Source organism: Pseudomonas tehranensis, assembly GCF_014268615.1.
Taxonomy (GTDB): Bacteria; Pseudomonadota; Gammaproteobacteria; order Pseudomonadales; family Pseudomonadaceae; genus Aquipseudomonas; species Aquipseudomonas tehranensis.
This window is the reverse complement of record NZ_JABWQV010000029.1, coordinates 21,153-35,626: the sequence shown is the minus strand read 5'-3', so window position 1 is coordinate 35,626 and position 14,474 is coordinate 21,153. Positions and strand designations below refer to the sequence as shown.

Annotated in this window: 11 protein-coding genes; 7 read left to right on the top strand and 4 right to left on the bottom strand. The window is 61.2% G+C overall.

What is annotated here, in order from left to right; all coding sequences use genetic code 11:
- Positions 1-43: 43 nt before the first annotated feature.
- On the bottom strand, positions 44-373 hold the full coding sequence (locus HU811_RS08285) for a hypothetical protein (RefSeq protein WP_186655221.1): 330 nt from the start codon (positions 371-373) through the stop codon (positions 44-46).
- Between the two features lie 704 nt (positions 374-1,077).
- Complete coding sequence (locus HU811_RS08280) at positions 1,078-3,024, bottom strand: DNA topoisomerase III (protein ID WP_186655218.1); 1,947 nt, start codon at positions 3,022-3,024, stop codon at positions 1,078-1,080.
- Positions 3,025-3,265: 241 nt separating this feature from the next.
- On the opposite strand from HU811_RS08280, the gene HU811_RS08275 reads away from it, so the two are divergent.
- The 4 genes from HU811_RS08275 (at position 3,266) to HU811_RS08260 (ending at position 7,843) form a co-directional block, all read left to right on the top strand.
- Positions 3,266-3,673, top strand: coding sequence for a response regulator (locus tag HU811_RS08275; RefSeq protein ID WP_186655215.1), 408 nt, complete (start codon positions 3,266-3,268; stop codon positions 3,671-3,673).
- 113 nt (positions 3,674-3,786) lie between these two features.
- Positions 3,787-4,308, top strand: coding sequence for a sigma-70 family RNA polymerase sigma factor (locus HU811_RS08270; RefSeq protein WP_186655212.1), 522 nt, complete (start codon positions 3,787-3,789; stop codon positions 4,306-4,308).
- Entirely contained in the window at positions 4,305-5,264 is a 960-nt protein-coding gene (locus tag HU811_RS08265) for a FecR domain-containing protein (RefSeq protein WP_186655210.1), read from the top strand. Before HU811_RS08270 ends, HU811_RS08265 begins: the two co-directional genes overlap by 4 nt.
- A gap of 101 nt (positions 5,265-5,365) precedes the next feature.
- Entirely contained in the window at positions 5,366-7,843 is a 2,478-nt protein-coding gene (locus tag HU811_RS08260; RefSeq protein ID WP_186655207.1) for a TonB-dependent siderophore receptor, read from the top strand.
- A 41-nt stretch (positions 7,844-7,884) separates the two neighbouring features.
- Here the strand turns inward: HU811_RS08260 and HU811_RS08255 are convergent, their stop codons facing one another.
- Positions 7,885-9,507: an MFS transporter gene (locus tag HU811_RS08255; protein WP_186655204.1), complete on the bottom strand. Its 1,623-nt coding sequence runs from the start codon at positions 9,505-9,507 to the stop codon at positions 7,885-7,887.
- A gap of 205 nt (positions 9,508-9,712) precedes the next feature.
- Positions 9,713-11,356: a GMC family oxidoreductase gene (locus HU811_RS08250; RefSeq protein WP_186655202.1), complete on the bottom strand. Its 1,644-nt coding sequence runs from the start codon at positions 11,354-11,356 to the stop codon at positions 9,713-9,715.
- A 129-nt stretch (positions 11,357-11,485) separates the two neighbouring features.
- Here HU811_RS08250 and HU811_RS08245 point away from each other — a divergent pair, with 129 nt between their 5' ends.
- The 3 genes from HU811_RS08245 (at position 11,486) to HU811_RS08235 (ending at position 14,450) form a co-directional block, all read left to right on the top strand.
- On the top strand, positions 11,486-12,370 hold the full coding sequence (locus HU811_RS08245) for a LysR family transcriptional regulator (RefSeq protein ID WP_186655199.1): 885 nt from the start codon (positions 11,486-11,488) through the stop codon (positions 12,368-12,370).
- Between the two features lie 294 nt (positions 12,371-12,664).
- Positions 12,665-13,036 carry a c-type cytochrome gene (locus HU811_RS08240; RefSeq protein WP_092459307.1) on the top strand — a complete coding sequence of 124 codons (372 nt, stop codon included), beginning with the start codon at positions 12,665-12,667 and terminating at the stop codon, positions 13,034-13,036.
- 115 nt (positions 13,037-13,151) lie between these two features.
- Positions 13,152-14,450 carry a D-arabinono-1,4-lactone oxidase gene (locus HU811_RS08235; RefSeq protein WP_186655225.1) on the top strand — a complete coding sequence of 433 codons (1,299 nt, stop codon included), beginning with the start codon at positions 13,152-13,154 and terminating at the stop codon, positions 14,448-14,450.
- The last annotated feature ends 24 nt before the right edge of the window (positions 14,451-14,474 follow it).

Below are 14,474 nucleotides of genomic sequence, written 5' to 3'. Positions count from 1 at the left end.
AGGCCCGTTCCTGATCAGGAACGGGCCTTTGTCTTAAGCGCGATCAGCACAAGCGGTCGATGACCTGCACTTTGGAGGTGTTTTGCATCGACTGCCAGGCCTGAGTCAGCGTTTGCAGCACGTTGCCAATGAAGTCTTTGTCGGCTGCGGCCTTCTTGCCAACATAACCTTGGCCGCGGCGGTACATCTTCAGTCGGGCACACAGGTCTTGCTGGTTTTTCTCGAATTCGTCTTCCTGTGTGAACGGCGACAGGCAATCCATGTGGACTTGGCCATTCTTGCTGATCCACAGGATATGGCTGTCCAGGGTGTCCTTGTGCGCTGCGAATATGCGAGCCAGTTCATCAATAGATGGTTGATTATTCAGATTCATGTGTAAGCCCCTTGACCATTTGGTTGATCTGTCTGGTGGTTCGCAAAAACTTCGCTTCTTTCGGTAAGCGCCTGCCCAGTGCTGTATGGCTAGCACCGAAACCAGGCCGTCAGCATCCGGCCGTCAAACGTCGACGGGGTCGTGCATCGGTTGTGTAGTGTTATCGAAGGGCTGCTACGCAAATGCGCTACAACGAAGAGAAACAGCGAAAAACCTTCAGGCATTGTCAACTTTCGAGGGTCGACCCCGCGCGTCATGAGGATCTTCGCCGACGTTTCTCGTCCTTGTCACCGGACGGTCATGCCAGGTCAGCACCTTCAATCTGCCTTGTGGGCAGTCCCTTATCCAAAAACAGCTCGGCGGTCAGACGAGCTTGCTCAAGCATTTACCTGTACTCCCGATCGGGGAGACGTCTGCATCATGCAAGGCCAAATCGGAGGCGTCAACGGTTTTGTAGTGATTATTTTTGGTCACTACATATTGTCGGACAAAATGGTTTGGGTATGAAAAATTGGCGAAAGGGTGTGTAGGGCGGTCGTTGTGGCGAGGGGATTTATCCCCGCTGGGCTGCGAAGCAGCCCCAAGTGAGTCGACTCAATCTGCCTGATACACCGAGGTGTTGGGGTTTAGGGCCGCTTCGCGCCCCAGCGGGGCGGTGCGACGTTTCGCTAAATCCCCTCGCCACAGGGAGATTCTCGCCACGCTCAGGTCGCCTTGGCTTTGCTCGTCTTGCGCGCTGTACCGCCGGCCTTGCGCTTGGCCGGCTTGCGTTTGCTTTTCCATGGGGTGGCTCCACGGCCGGCAGGGCTGGCCGGGCCGCTGATGGTCAGGCTCATGCCCTGGCAGCGGGCGATGTGTTTGCTCATCCAGGCGGCCTGGCGGGTCACGAACTCTTCCAGGCTCATCTCACCGCTTTGTACCATGTCCAGCGCCTGCTCCCAGATGGCGGTGGTGCCGGGGTCGGCGATGGCGCGGGGCACCGCATCGATCAGGCTGAAGGCCGCCGGTGTGGCGGACAGGGCCTTGCCGTTTTTCACCAGGTAACCGCGGTCGAGCAGGCCCTGGATGATCGAGGCCCGGGTTGCTTCGGTGCCGATGCCGGTGGTGTCCTTGAGCTTTTGCTTGAGCAGCGGATCCTCCACCAGTCGGGCAACGTTCTTCATCGCCTTGATCAGGTCGCCCTCGGTGAACGGCTTGGGGGGCTGGGTCCACAGGTCCTTGGGTTTGACCTCGTCCACGGTGCAGTCGCGACCTTCGACCAGGGCCGGCAAGGTTTGTGGTACCGGTGCTTCACGGCCTCGTGCCGGGGCCAGCGCTTCGGGCAGGGCGCGTTTCCAGCCGGGTTCGACGATTTGCTTGCCCACGGCCCGCAATGTCTGGGCGGCGCAGTCGAAGTCGGCCTGGGTCCGGTCGTATTCGTGGTTGGGCAGGAACTGGGCCAGATACCGCGCCCGTATCAGCGTATAGACGGCCCGCTGCTTGCCGGCGAGCTTGTCGAGGTTCTTCGCCGCAGCGGTAGGGATGATGCCGTGGTGGGCGCTGACCTTGGCGTCGTTCCAGGCCCGGGATTTGCGTTGTGGCTGCAAGTGCTCGCGCAGCGGCGCAAGACCCGGATCGGCCTGGGCGAGGGCGGCGAGGATGGCCGGAGCTTCGCAGTGCTGGCTCAAAGGCAGAAAACCGCAATCGCTGCGCGGATAGGTGATGAGCTTGTAGGTCTCGTAGAGCGACTGGGCAATGTCCAGGGTTTCCTGGGCGCCGAGGCCGAGTTTCTTCGAACAGACTTCCTGCAGGGTGCCCAGGTCGAACGGCAACGGCGCCGCTTCGCGCAAGCGCTCGGTACGCACTTTCATCACCCGGGCGGTGGCGGCGTTGGCCATGGCTTGGGCGGCGTCCCGGGCGAGGGCCTGGTTCAAACACCGTTCCTGGTCGTCGCAGGCATCCGGGTCGGCGCGCCACTGAGCGGTGAACACAGTGCCGTCGTGGCGCAGTTGCACGTCGATGGCCCAATAGGCGACCGGCACGAAATCCGCGATGCTGCGGTCGCGATCCACCACCAGTCGCAGGGTGGGTGTCTGCACGCGGCCCACCGGCAGCACGCCCTGATAACCGGACTGGCGCCCCAGCAGCGTGAACAGTCGGCTCATGTTCATGCCGATCAGCCAGTCGGCCCGGGAGCGGCCGAGGGCCGAATGGTAGAGGTTGAAGGTTTCGGCGCCCGGCTTGAGTGCTGCCAGGGCCTTGCGGATCGACGCTTCGTCCAGGGCCGACAGCCACAGCCGCTGGATCGGCCCACGGTAGCGGCAATGCTCCACCAGTTCCCGGGCGATCATTTCGCCCTCGCGGTCGGCGTCGGTGGCGATGACCAGTGTCTTGGCTTCCCCCAACAGGCGCTTGACCGCCTTGTACTGGCTCGCGGTTTTCGGTTTGACGGTCATTTTCCAGTGCGTCGGCACGATAGGCAGGTCTGCCAGTACCCAGCGCTTGTAGCGAGCATCGTAGGCGTCGGGCGGGGCGGTTTCCAGCAGATGGCCGATGCACCAGGTGACTGTGATGTTCGCGCCCAGCCAGCAACCATCACCGCGCCGCGTGGCACCGAGTACGGCTGCGATGTCCTTGGCCTGGGACGGTTTTTCACACAGGTACAGCTGCATAGCGCCCTTTTCCTAAGCAGATTTCATGGGGCTGTAGCATGGTCATGGATGGGCGTCGGAGCAAGTTTTATCTGTATGGATATACAGATAAAACGTTGCGATGCGTTGCTCCAGGGCGGTTATCGCAACGTTTGGCGGTGTATTTGCACGCAGAATGAATTTCTCGCCAGGGCATCGCTCATAACTTGCAGAGCGGTTGAAACCGCAAAGAACGTTTATGGGGTCAAGGAGAGTCACTTACATGAATTCGATGCCAAAGGGCAACGGACAGGCGGCCGCGCGTTTGATTCTCGTCGTTGAAGATGATCAGACCATTCTGGAGTTCCTGTGTGAGATCCTGCAGGACGAGGGCTTTGCCGTGGAGCCCCGGGAAAGCGCCGACGCGGCGCTGGAATTCCTCAAGCAGAGTGCTGACGATGTGGACTTGTTACTCACCGATATCACCATGCCCGGCAAACTGAACGGCGCGGACCTGGCCAATTTGACCGGCGACCAGTGGCCACAGATACCCTTGTTGATCATGTCCGGTTTCGAAACCCCGGAAAGCGCTGGGATCAAGCACCACGCCTCGTTCATCGCCAAGCCCTGGGCGCTGGGGCAGATGCTGGATCTGGTGGAAAGTACGGTGAAAAATCACTCTGTGCACTGAGCAATGCCAAGAGGATGAGGTGGCAGGTCCGGTACCGTGCATGTTTGGGTTGCAAGCGGCGATGTGCTCCATGACAATGCGAGTCATTATCAGTCGCGAATTATTCCATTGCCATGCCCGCCACCGATCTGTCCTTACGCAGTGCCGTCGACGTTCTGTACAGTGATCATCACAGTTGGCTCCAAGGCTGGCTGCGCAAGCGCTTGGGCAATGCTTTCGATGCCGCGGACCTGACCCAGGATACCTTCGTGCGCGTCATCAAGGCTCGCTCCGCGTTGGATATTCGTGAGCCGCGACCGTACCTGTCGATGATCGCCAAGGGGCTGTTGATCGATTTGTTTCGCCGCCGCTCGTTGGAACAGTCCTACCTCGAAGCCTTGGCCGCCATGCCGCAAGAGCAGCTCCCGTCGCTGGAAGAACAGGCCATCCTGCTTCAGGCCCTGATGGAGATCGACCGCTTGCTGCTGGGGTTGGGGCCGCGAGTCAGGCAGGCATTCATCCTGTCGCAGTTCGACGGCCTGACCTATCCGCAAATTGCAGAGCGCTTGGGCGTCAGCGTACGTACGGTGAATAACCACATGGCCAAGGCCATGGAACATTGCTGCCTGATGCAGATTCAATTGCAACTTTCATGAACCTGCCGGCCGAAGAGTTGCAAGCCATCCGTATGGCGGCGCAGTGGTACGCCCGGCTTCATTCCGGCATCACGACCGACGCGGATCGAGCCGGGTGGAATGCCTGGCTGAGCGCAGACCCGCTGCATAGCCAGGCCTGGCAACGAATGACAGCGGTGGCTGAACAGATGGCGAGTGTGCCGGGCGCCCTGGCGGCACCGACCTTGAGCGAACGCCACAATCGATCCCGTCGCCAGGTGTTGCGCAGCGTCTTGTTGCTCACCTCCGCCAGCGGTTTGGGTTGGTTGGGCTGGCGCAGCCAGGCTACGCAGAACCTGCTTTGCGATTACCGCACCGCGGTGGGCGAGCGCCGTGAGTTTCAGCTGGCGGACGGCAGCACCGTGCTACTCAACACCGACACCTCGGTCAATGTTCGTTTCGATGGGCGCCAGCGGCTACTGGAGCTGTTGTGGGGGGAGATCCTCGTCACGACGGCGATCGATCCCTTGCAGCGGCCTTTCAAGGTCATCACCGGTCATGTCGAAGTGCTTGCGCTGGGCACGCGTTTTATCGTCCGAGGCCAGGCGTGGGGCGGTGAGGTGGCGGTGCTTGAGAAAGCGGTCGAGGTGAGTCTCTCGGCGATTGGCTCGAGGATGCGCGTCGAAGCCGGCCAGCGCCTGGATTTCAATGACCGGTCGCTGGGTACGCTGCGCGGCAACGATGTGTCGGTCGGTGCCTGGCAGAAGGGAAGCATCATCGCCATCGACCGCCCTCTGGCGGCGCTGCTGGACGAACTGTCGCGTTACCGCAACGGCGTGTTGCGTTGTGATCCGGTCATTGCCGACTTGAAGGTTTCCGGGGTGTTTCCCGTCGATAACACCGATCTCGCCCTGGCGGCGCTGGAGAGTGGCTTTTCGTTACGCGTGACCCGCTACAGCCGATTCTGGGTCCGGGTATCGAGCGGCGATCAGCGCTGACGCGGCGGTACGATAAAAAAGAATGCGCTCCTGCACTTTTCATCTCCATCGTTCGGCTCTTCCTCAGTGAGTTTTTATCGACCGTTTTGGGGAGGGGAAGCATGTCTTGGGTAAGCGCGCCAGGTCGTCTGGTGTTTGCAGTGAAAATCGGCTTGCTGGCAGCCGTGACCGGCAGCGTCGGGGTCGTGAATGCCAGTCCGGCTCCAGGTGCCTCGGCGCAGCAGCGTTCGGTGCAGACCTACGATATCGGGGCCGGCAGCCTGGTGGATGTCCTGACCCGGTTCTCCAGCGCCGCCGGTGTCGCCATTTCGTTTGATGCCCGGCAACTCCAGGGCTTGCAATCGCCCGGCCTGAGAGGTTCGTTCGGCGTGGGCGATGGGTTTGCCCGCATTCTTGGCGGTAGCGGCCTGCAAGCCGACCTCCAGGCCAACGGCACGTACGTGCTGCGCCCCGTGCCCGCCAACGGTTCAGCCATGCAACTGGAAGCAACCACCATCGAGGCGCAGATGCTCGGCGCGACCACCGAGAACAGTGGCTCCTACACGACGGGGGCGGTCACGATCGGCAAAGGCCAGCACTCCCTGCGCGAGACGCCGCAATCGGTGACAGTGATCACTCGCAAGATGCTCGACGACCAGAACCTGAACACTATCGATCAAGTGATGGAAAAAACGCCCGGCATTACCGTCTACGACTCGACCATGGGCGGCAAATATTTCTATTCCCGTGGGTTCCGGATGTCCGGTCAATATCAATACGACGGTGTTCCGCTGGACATGGGCAACAGCTATGTCCAGGCCGACAGTTTCAGCAGTGACATGGCGTATTACGACCGGGTCGAAGTCCTGCGCGGTGCCGCCGGGATGATGAAGGGCGCGGGCGGCACGTCCGGTGGCGTCAATTTTGTCCGTAAACGCGGTCAGGCCGCGGCCCAGACCGAACTCAGCCTCTCGGGCGGCACCTGGGACAACTACCGTGGGCAGGTCGATACCGGTGGCCCGCTGAATGACTCCGGCACCCTGCGGGGCAGGGCGGTGATCGCCGAACAGAGCCGGCATTATTTCTACGACGACGCTCGGCGCAAGGACCAGATTTACTACGGTGCCCTGGACTTCGACCTGACGCCCGACACCACCCTCGGCCTGGGCCTGGCCTATGAGGATGTCGATGCGAGTCCTTGCTGGGGCGGGCAGCCGCGTTACAGGGATGGCAGCGATTTGAAACTCAGTCGTTCCACTTGCCTGGATCCGTCGTGGAATACCTGGCGCAGCCAGCGGACCACGGTGTTCAGCGATCTCAAGCACCAGCTCAATGACGACTGGGCCGTGAAGGTGGCCGGTGTTTATACGAAAAACACCCAGGACATCAAATACGCGTTTTCGTCCGGGGCAGTGACACCGGGCGTCTCGACCACCAACGTGCTGGGCAGCATGTACGACTATGATCAAGTCGATTACGGCCTCGACGCCTACCTGGACGGCAAGTTCGACGCCCTCGGGCAACAGCATGAGTTGATTGTCGGCTTCAACGCCAGCCGTTCGGACAAGGATGATTTTTTCTCGGTCGCCTTCCTGCCGCAGCAACAGAACGTATTCGATCCGGATCGACACATTCCGGAGCCGGATGACAGTTATTTCATCGAGAACTCAACACGCGGTGGTCCGGTGAAAACCGTCACTCGGCAACAAGGCCTGTATTCGACCCTGCGCCTGAAACTGGCGGACCCGTTGACGTTTGTCGTGGGCAGCCGGGTGAGTTGGTACAACTCCAAGACCGACTCGGTGTTCATCACCGGCGGTTCGGAACACGCCAAGAGCACGGAGACAGGCCAGGTCACCCCGTTTGCTGCCGTGTTGCTGGACCTCAACGAACACCTGACGGCCTACGCCAGTTACTCGGACATTTTCACGCCCCAAGGCAACTATCGTTCCGAAAGCGGTTCGGCGCTCAAGCCCCTGGTGGGTGAAAGTTATGAGCTGGGGATCAAGGGTGAATGGTTCGAGGGACGCCTGAACAGCGCTTTCAACCTGTTCCGCACATTGCAGAAAGACCAGGCCCAGACCGACTACAACTCAAGCTGTGCGTCTTCGGACGGTTACTGCTATGAGAACGCCGGCAAGGTTCGCGCCCAGGGTTTCGAAGCCGAGATCAGTGGCGAAGTCATCGAGCGCCTGCAGCTGCTTGCCGGTTACACCTACACCCAGACCAAGACCCTCAACGACATTGACACCCGCCTCAATGGTGGCTCGTTCAACAGCTATGTGCCGCGTCATGTGCTGCGTCTGTGGGGCGATTATGCCCTGGGTGGGGCGTTCGAACGGTTCAGCGTCGGTGTGGGGGTCAATGCCCAAAGCGACAATTTCCGGGTATCGCCGGCAACGGGGGAGAAGATCACCCAGGCCGGTTATGCCGTGTGGAACGGTCGCGTCGGCTACCGCATCGATGACACCTGGTCGTTGGCCCTCAACGGCAACAACCTGTTTGACAAGCGCTACTACAGCACCATCGGGACCGAGAACTTCGGTAACTATTACGGTGAGCCGCGCAACTTCACCATGACCCTGAAGGCGCGCTTCTGAACCGCTGGCGAGGGAACAAACGCCCTCGCCACGGTTTTGCCTCAGTTTTTATCCAGATCCACGTTCCGGGTTTCGCGCAGGCAAATCATGCCCACCACCAGGCTCACCCCGGTGATCACCACGGGGTACCACAGCCCGTAGAAAATGTCCCCGGTGTAGACCACCAGGGCAAACGACACAGTGGGCAGGAAACCGCCGAACCAGCCGTTGCCAATGTGGTAGGGCAGGGACATGGAGGTGTAGCGGATGCGGGTCGGAAACAGTTCGACCATCAGCGCCGCCAGTGGGCCGTAGCACATGGCTGAAATGATGATCAGCGCCACGATCAGTGCCACGATCATCGGCCGGTTGATCTGCTGGGCGTCGGCCTGTTGCGGGTAGCCTGCCAGGGTCACCGCGCCGCGCAGGGCGGCTTCGTCGTAGCCTTCAAGCTTCACATCGCCGATGCTGACCTGCACATCACTGCCGGCTGGCGCCGCGACACTGCTGTAGGGCAGGCCTTGCTTGACCAGGAAGGTCTTGACCTTGTCGCATGGGCTATCGAAACGCGCCTTGCCTACCGGGTCGAACTGGAAGGTGCACGTGGCCGGATCGGCGATTACGGTGATTGGCGCCTGACGGCTCGCCAGGTCAATGGCCGGGTTGGCGTAGTGGGCCAGTGTCTTGAAGATCGGAAAGTACAACGCCGTCGCCAGCAACAGGCCAATCATCAGTACCGGTTTGCGCCCGACCTTGTCCGACAGCCAGCCAAAAAAGATGAAGAACGGCGCGCCGATCACCACACTGACGATCAGCAAACTGTTAGCCAGGGCCGGGTCCATCTTCAGGAACTGGGTAAGGAAAAACAGCACGTAGAATTGCGCGGCGTAGAAGGTCACCGCTTGGCCGGCGTTGATGCTGAAAAGGGCGATCAGCACCACCTTCAGATTTTCCCATTTGCCAAAAGACTCTCGGATCGGCGCCTTGCTGGACTTGCCTTCTTCTTTCATTTTCAAGAAGGACGGCGACTCATGCAGGCTCAGGCGAATCCAGGTGGAGATGCCCAGCAACAAGATCGACAGCAGAAACGGAATGCGCCAGCCCCAGACTTCGAACTGATCGCCCGTGAAATAACGACAGCCCAGTACCACCAGCAGCGAGAGCAGCAGGCCGAGGGTGGCGGTGGACTGAATCCAGCTGGTGTGGAAACCGCGCTTGCCCATCGGCGCGTGTTCGGCGACGTAGGTGGCAGCGCCGCCGTACTCACCGCCCAAGGCCAGGCCCTGGAGCATGCGCAGCACCACGAGGATGATCGGTGCGGCAATGCCGATGCTGGCGTAGTTGGGTAACAGGCCGACGCAGAACGTCGCCACGCCCATGAGAATGATGGTGGCCAGGAAGGTGTATTTGCGTCCGATCATGTCCCCCAGCCGTCCGAACACCAAGGCGCCGAAAGGCCGCACAATAAAGCCAGCGGCGAACGCCATCAGGGCGAAGATGAAAGCCGTGGTGTCGTTGACCCCGGCAAAGAACTGCTTGCTGATGACCGCCGCCAGAGCGCCATAGAGGAAAAAGTCGTACCACTCGAACACCGTCCCCAAGGACGAGGCAAAGATGACTTTCTGGGTTTCCTGGCTGGTGCCGGCGCTGCGCGTGGCTTCCAGGGACTGAACATGTTCAGACATTTGGGTATCCCTCACAGTGATTGTTTTTGTTGTTCCACTGTCGACGCCGGTACAGCGTCTCCTGTTTTGCTGCATACCTTGAGTTCAAATTTTTCCCCTGTGGGAGCGAGCCTGCTCGCGATGACGGCCGCACATTCAACCTATATGTGTCAGATAGACCGCTATCGCGAGCAGGCTCGCTCCCACAGGGGGACTGTTTTGTTCTTCAGACCGTGGCCGGTTCCTTTTGGGGCGTGGTGCTGCGGATGTCCGCCTCGAGGATCATCTGCGCGGCCTTCTCGGCAATCATCAGCGTTGGCGAGCAGGTGTTGCCCGAGGTGATGCGCGGCATGATCGAGGCGTCGACGACGCGCAGGCCGTTGATGCCGTGGACCCGCAGTTGCGCATCCACCACCGCGTCGCGGTCCTGGCCCATGCGGCAGGTGCCCACCGGGTGGAAAATCGTCGTGCCTATACGGGCGGCGGCCTGGTGCAGTTCTTCCTCGGTTTGCAGGCTTGGTCCCGGCAGGTATTCCACCGGCTTGAAGGCGCTCAATGCCGGGGCGGCGACGATGCGTCGGGTCAGGCGGATGGCGTCGGCAGCGACCCGCAAGTCTTCGGGATGGCTCAGGTAATTGGGCTGGATCAGCGGCGCCTCGTGCGGGTCGACCGAGCGAATGTCCACCCGGCCACGGCTCTGCGGACGCAGGTCACAGACCGACGCAGTGAACGCCGGGAAACTGTGCAGTGGTTCGCCAAAGCGTTCCAGCGACAAGGGCTGCACGTGGTATTCGAGGTTGGCCGAGGTCTGTTCCGGCCCCGAGCGGGCGAACGCGCCGAGTTGGCTGGGGGCCATGGACAGCGGGCCGCTGCGATCATAGAGGTAGCGCAGCCCCATGCCCATCTTGCCCCATAAAGTACCGGCGATCTGGTTCAGGGTACGGGCGTTTTCCAACTGGTAGATCAGCCGCAGTTGCAAGTGGTCCTGCAAGTTGCCGCCCACACCGGGCAGCTCATGAACCACGCCAATGCCCAGGCGTTGCAACAGGTTGCGCGGACCGATCCCCGAGCGCTGCAAAATACCCGGCGAGCCGACGGCGCCGGCGCACAGCATGATTTCCTTGCGCGCCTTGAACGTCATGCTTTTGCCTTGCCAACGGGCGCTGACGGCGTGGGCCCGGTTGTCACGCAACAGCACGCGGTCGACTTCGACATCGGTCATGACCGTGAGATTGGGGCGCTGGCGAACCGGTTTGAGGAAGGCCTTGGCCGCGTTCCAGCGCACCCCGGCTTTCTGGTTGACCTGGAAGTAGCCGCAGCCTTCGTTGTCGCCGCCGTTGAAGTCGTCGACGCTGGGGATACCGCTCTGTTCGGCGGCGGTGCGAAACGCATCGAGAATCGGCCATGACAGGCGCTGGCGTTCGACCCGCCATTCCCCGGCGGCGCCATGGAACTCGGAGTCTCCGGCAAAATGGTTTTCGCTCTGTCTGAACAACGGCAGCACGTCTTTCCAGGCCCAGCCAGGATTGCCCTCGGCGGCCCAACTGTCGTAATCCGCGGCCTGGCCGCGCATGTAGATCATGCCGTTGATGGAGGAGCAGCCACCCAGCACCTTGCCCCGTGGGTAACTCAGTGCGCGCCCTTGCAGACCCGGTTGCGCCTCGGTCTTGAAGCACCAGTCGGTGCGCGGGTTGCCGATGCAGAACAGGTAGCCGACCGGGATGTGAATCCACGGATAGTTGTCGCGTCCGCCGGCTTCGAGCAACAGCACCCGGTGTTGCGCGTTGGCGCTAAGCCGGTTGGCCAACAGGCATCCGGCAGGGCCGGCGCCTACTATCACGTAATCGTATTCATCGACGACAGGTTGCATTCGCGACCTCATTTTTGTTCTTGTGGAATGCATCCTAGTTGTTAGGTTTCGTCAAAAGAATGTTAGTTTTTGCGCAACCGCTGTGCGTTTTTAAACAGTCCTGCCTTCAGGCGTGTTCAAGGATGGCCCATGTTCGACTGGAATGACCTGCGCTACTTTCTGGAACTGCAACGCAGCGGCCGTTTGCTCACGGCCGCACGACGCCTGAACACCACCCATGCCACTGTGGCCCGGCACATCGAAGCCATCGAGAAAAGCCTGGGCACCGCGCTGTTTGTCCAGCATGCCCAGGGGTATGAGCTGACCCCCGCCGGCGAATCGTTGCTCAAGCACGCCGAAGCCATGGAAAACGTGGCGCTGCTGGCTCAGGAGGACATCACCCAGTCCAGCGCGCCCTTGGGCAAGATCCGCGTGGGGGTGACGGAAGGGCTGGGCATCATGTTTTTAGCCAGTCGCATGGACGGACTGTTCCAGCGCTATCCGGGGCTGGAGGTGGAGTTGGTGGCAGTGCCGCGTTTTGTCAGCATCCTCAACCGCGAAGCGGAAATCAGCATTCACCTTGAACGCCCGGTGGCCGACCTGCTGGTGACCCGCAAACTGACCGACTACAGCCTGGCGCTTTACGCCAGCCAGGCTTACCTGGACCGCTCGCCACCGTTGCGCAGTCGCGAAGACCTGGCCCGGCATGCCTGGATCGGGTATGTCGACGATCTGCTGTTCAGCCAGGAACTGATGTTTCTCAACAGCTTTTGCCGCAACCCTCGGGTGGTGTTCCACAGCACCAGCGTCATCGCCCAGCAACAGGCCGCACGCTCGGGATTGGGGATTGCGGTACTGCCTTGCTACATGGCCAGCAACGACCCGGCCCTGGTCCCCTTGTTGCCCGATGAAACCATCCGCCGCAGTTACTGGATCAGCACCCGCCGCGAACTGCACAAATCCGTGCGCCTGCGGGTGCTCTGGGATTACGTGGTGCAGTTGTGCGAGCGCGAGCAGGGGCTGTTGCTGCCCTGATCTTGTTATGCCGTGGTGTAGGAGCTGCCGAAGGCTCGGGCCGCGTTCGGACGATCTTTTGATCTTGGTCTTTCGCTTGAGATTCAAGCGGTTGGGGAGAGATCGCAGCCTCGTTGCACTCGACAGCTCCTACGGGCGCACACCGGGGAGCAGCGGGTTGGGCAAGCGCTGGCCGCCCAAGTCCCCTTTTCTGGCCCCCAATGACCTCAAGCCAACGCACGGGCGTGCCTTAGTGTGAGTCTGTCTGACCCATCACAACAAAGGCGTGCTCATTGCGCCACCAAGAGGGGCCCCATGTTGGTACCAACGTCTTCAGCCTGGACTCACGCCGCGGCGATTCTTTCGCTTGGCGTATTGCTCGCCGGTTGCGGCGAAGAGGCCACAACGAGCCCGCCCAGGGCCTTAACGAGTGTGCCCGCCGACGGAGCGCTGGCACACATCTACGACAGCAGTTGCAAGCTCTGCCACGCCAACCCCGGCGCCGGAGCGCCCCTGACCGGCGACGCCAACGCCTGGGCGCCGCGCGTGGCCCAGGGCAGCGAGACCCTGCTTGACCACACGATCAACGGCTACAACGGCATGCCGCCGATGGGCCTGTGCATGCACTGTTCCGAAGAGCAGTTCCTGGCCCTGATCGGCTTCATGTCCGGCCAGCCATTGCAATGACCAACAGGGGGACGACGGCATGACGATGGACTATTCACGGCGCCAGTGGCTGCAACGGGCCGCCACTGTCGCGGCCTTCACGGCGCTGGGCAGCCAGGGCGCCCTGGCCGAGTTGATGCGCGCCCCGCGACTGATCCCGTGGCGCAATTGGTCCGGTGCGCAAAGTTGCCTGCCGGCAGCGCGTCTGGCTCCCAAGAATCTGGATGAACTGGTGCAAATCGTGGCCCGCGCCGAAGGGCGGATTCGTCCGGTGGGTTCAGGCCATTCCTTCAGTGCCCTGGTGCCCACGGACGGGACTTTGCTGTCGCTGAGTTTTTTCAGCGGTTTGCTGGATCACGACGTTTCCAGCCTGCAGGCCGAGTTTGGTGGCGGCACGCCCATGTCGCGCATGGGGCCGGCACTCAAGGCCGTCGGTCAGGCACTGCCGAACATGGCCGACGTGGATTACCAGACCCTGGCCGGGGCCATCGCCACCTCGACCCACGGCACCGGCAAGGCATTCGGTTCGTATTCGGCGCAGGTGGTCGGGCTGCAACTGGTGACGGCCGGCGGCGAGGTGCTTGATTGCGATGCCAACCGCCACCCCGAAGTATTCAAGGCTGGGCGGGTCTCACTGGGCGCGCTGGGGCTGGTGACCCGTGTGCGTTTGCAAAACCGCCCCGCTTATCGGCTGCGCGAGCGCCAGTGGGTGGCGAAAACCGAAGAGTTGCTCGAGGACCTGGACACCCACACCCGGGACAACCAGCATTGGGAAATGCAGGTGGTCACCCATTCCGACTATGCGTTGTCGATTGCCTTGAACGAAACCACTGATCCGGTCACTGCACCGGTGAGTCCCGAGGAGGAGGGCGGCAACGAATTCGTCACCCTGATCGAAAAGCTCGACAAGTATGGCAGCGACTTTCCGACGATCCGGCGAACCTTGCTCAACAGCCTGCGACTGCTGGCCGACTTCGATGAGCGGGTTGGTGATTCCCACGACATCTACGCCAACGTGCGTACCGTGCGCTTCAACGAGATGGAGTATTCGGTGCCGGCTGAACACGGTCCGGCCTGCCTGCGGGAAATCCTCAAGCTGATCCGCGACAAAGACCTGCGCACCTGGTTTCCCATTGAGTACCGCTACGTGAAGGCCGATGACATCGCCCTGAGCATGTTCGAAGGCCGTGACAGTTGTTCGATTTCCGTGCACCAGCATTACCAGATGGACCATCACCATTTCTTCGCCGCCATCGAGCCGATCTTCTGGAAATACCAGGGTCGCCCGCATTGGGGAAAACTGCACGCCTTGAACGCCAGGACGCTCCAGGCGCTTTACCCGCGCTGGAATGAGTTTGCCCAGGTGCGCCAGGCCCTGGACCCTGGCGGCAAATTCCTCAACGGGCATCTTTCAACGCTTCTGGGAGCGAGCTGATGGGGTTCAATCGTCGAAGTTTCC

Coding starts and splice junctions, on each gene's coding strand:
- HU811_RS08265 (WP_186655210.1), top strand. CDS start 4,305: ATGAACCTGCCGGCCGAAGAGTTGCAAGCCATCCGTATGGCGGCGCAG.
- HU811_RS08250 (WP_186655202.1), bottom strand. CDS start 11,356: ATGCAACCTGTCGTCGATGAATACGATTACGTGATAGTAGGCGCCGGC.
- HU811_RS08280 (WP_186655218.1), bottom strand. CDS start 3,024: ATGCAGCTGTACCTGTGTGAAAAACCGTCCCAGGCCAAGGACATCGCA.
- HU811_RS08240 (WP_092459307.1), top strand. CDS start 12,665: ATGTTGGTACCAACGTCTTCAGCCTGGACTCACGCCGCGGCGATTCTT.
- HU811_RS08245 (WP_186655199.1), top strand. CDS start 11,486: ATGTTCGACTGGAATGACCTGCGCTACTTTCTGGAACTGCAACGCAGC.
- HU811_RS08255 (WP_186655204.1), bottom strand. CDS start 9,507: ATGTCTGAACATGTTCAGTCCCTGGAAGCCACGCGCAGCGCCGGCACC.
- HU811_RS08260 (WP_186655207.1), top strand. CDS start 5,366: ATGTCTTGGGTAAGCGCGCCAGGTCGTCTGGTGTTTGCAGTGAAAATC.
- HU811_RS08275 (WP_186655215.1), top strand. CDS start 3,266: ATGAATTCGATGCCAAAGGGCAACGGACAGGCGGCCGCGCGTTTGATT.
- HU811_RS08270 (WP_186655212.1), top strand. CDS start 3,787: ATGCCCGCCACCGATCTGTCCTTACGCAGTGCCGTCGACGTTCTGTAC.
- HU811_RS08285 (WP_186655221.1), bottom strand. CDS start 373: ATGAATCTGAATAATCAACCATCTATTGATGAACTGGCTCGCATATTC.
- HU811_RS08235 (WP_186655225.1), top strand. CDS start 13,152: ATGCGCGCCCCGCGACTGATCCCGTGGCGCAATTGGTCCGGTGCGCAA.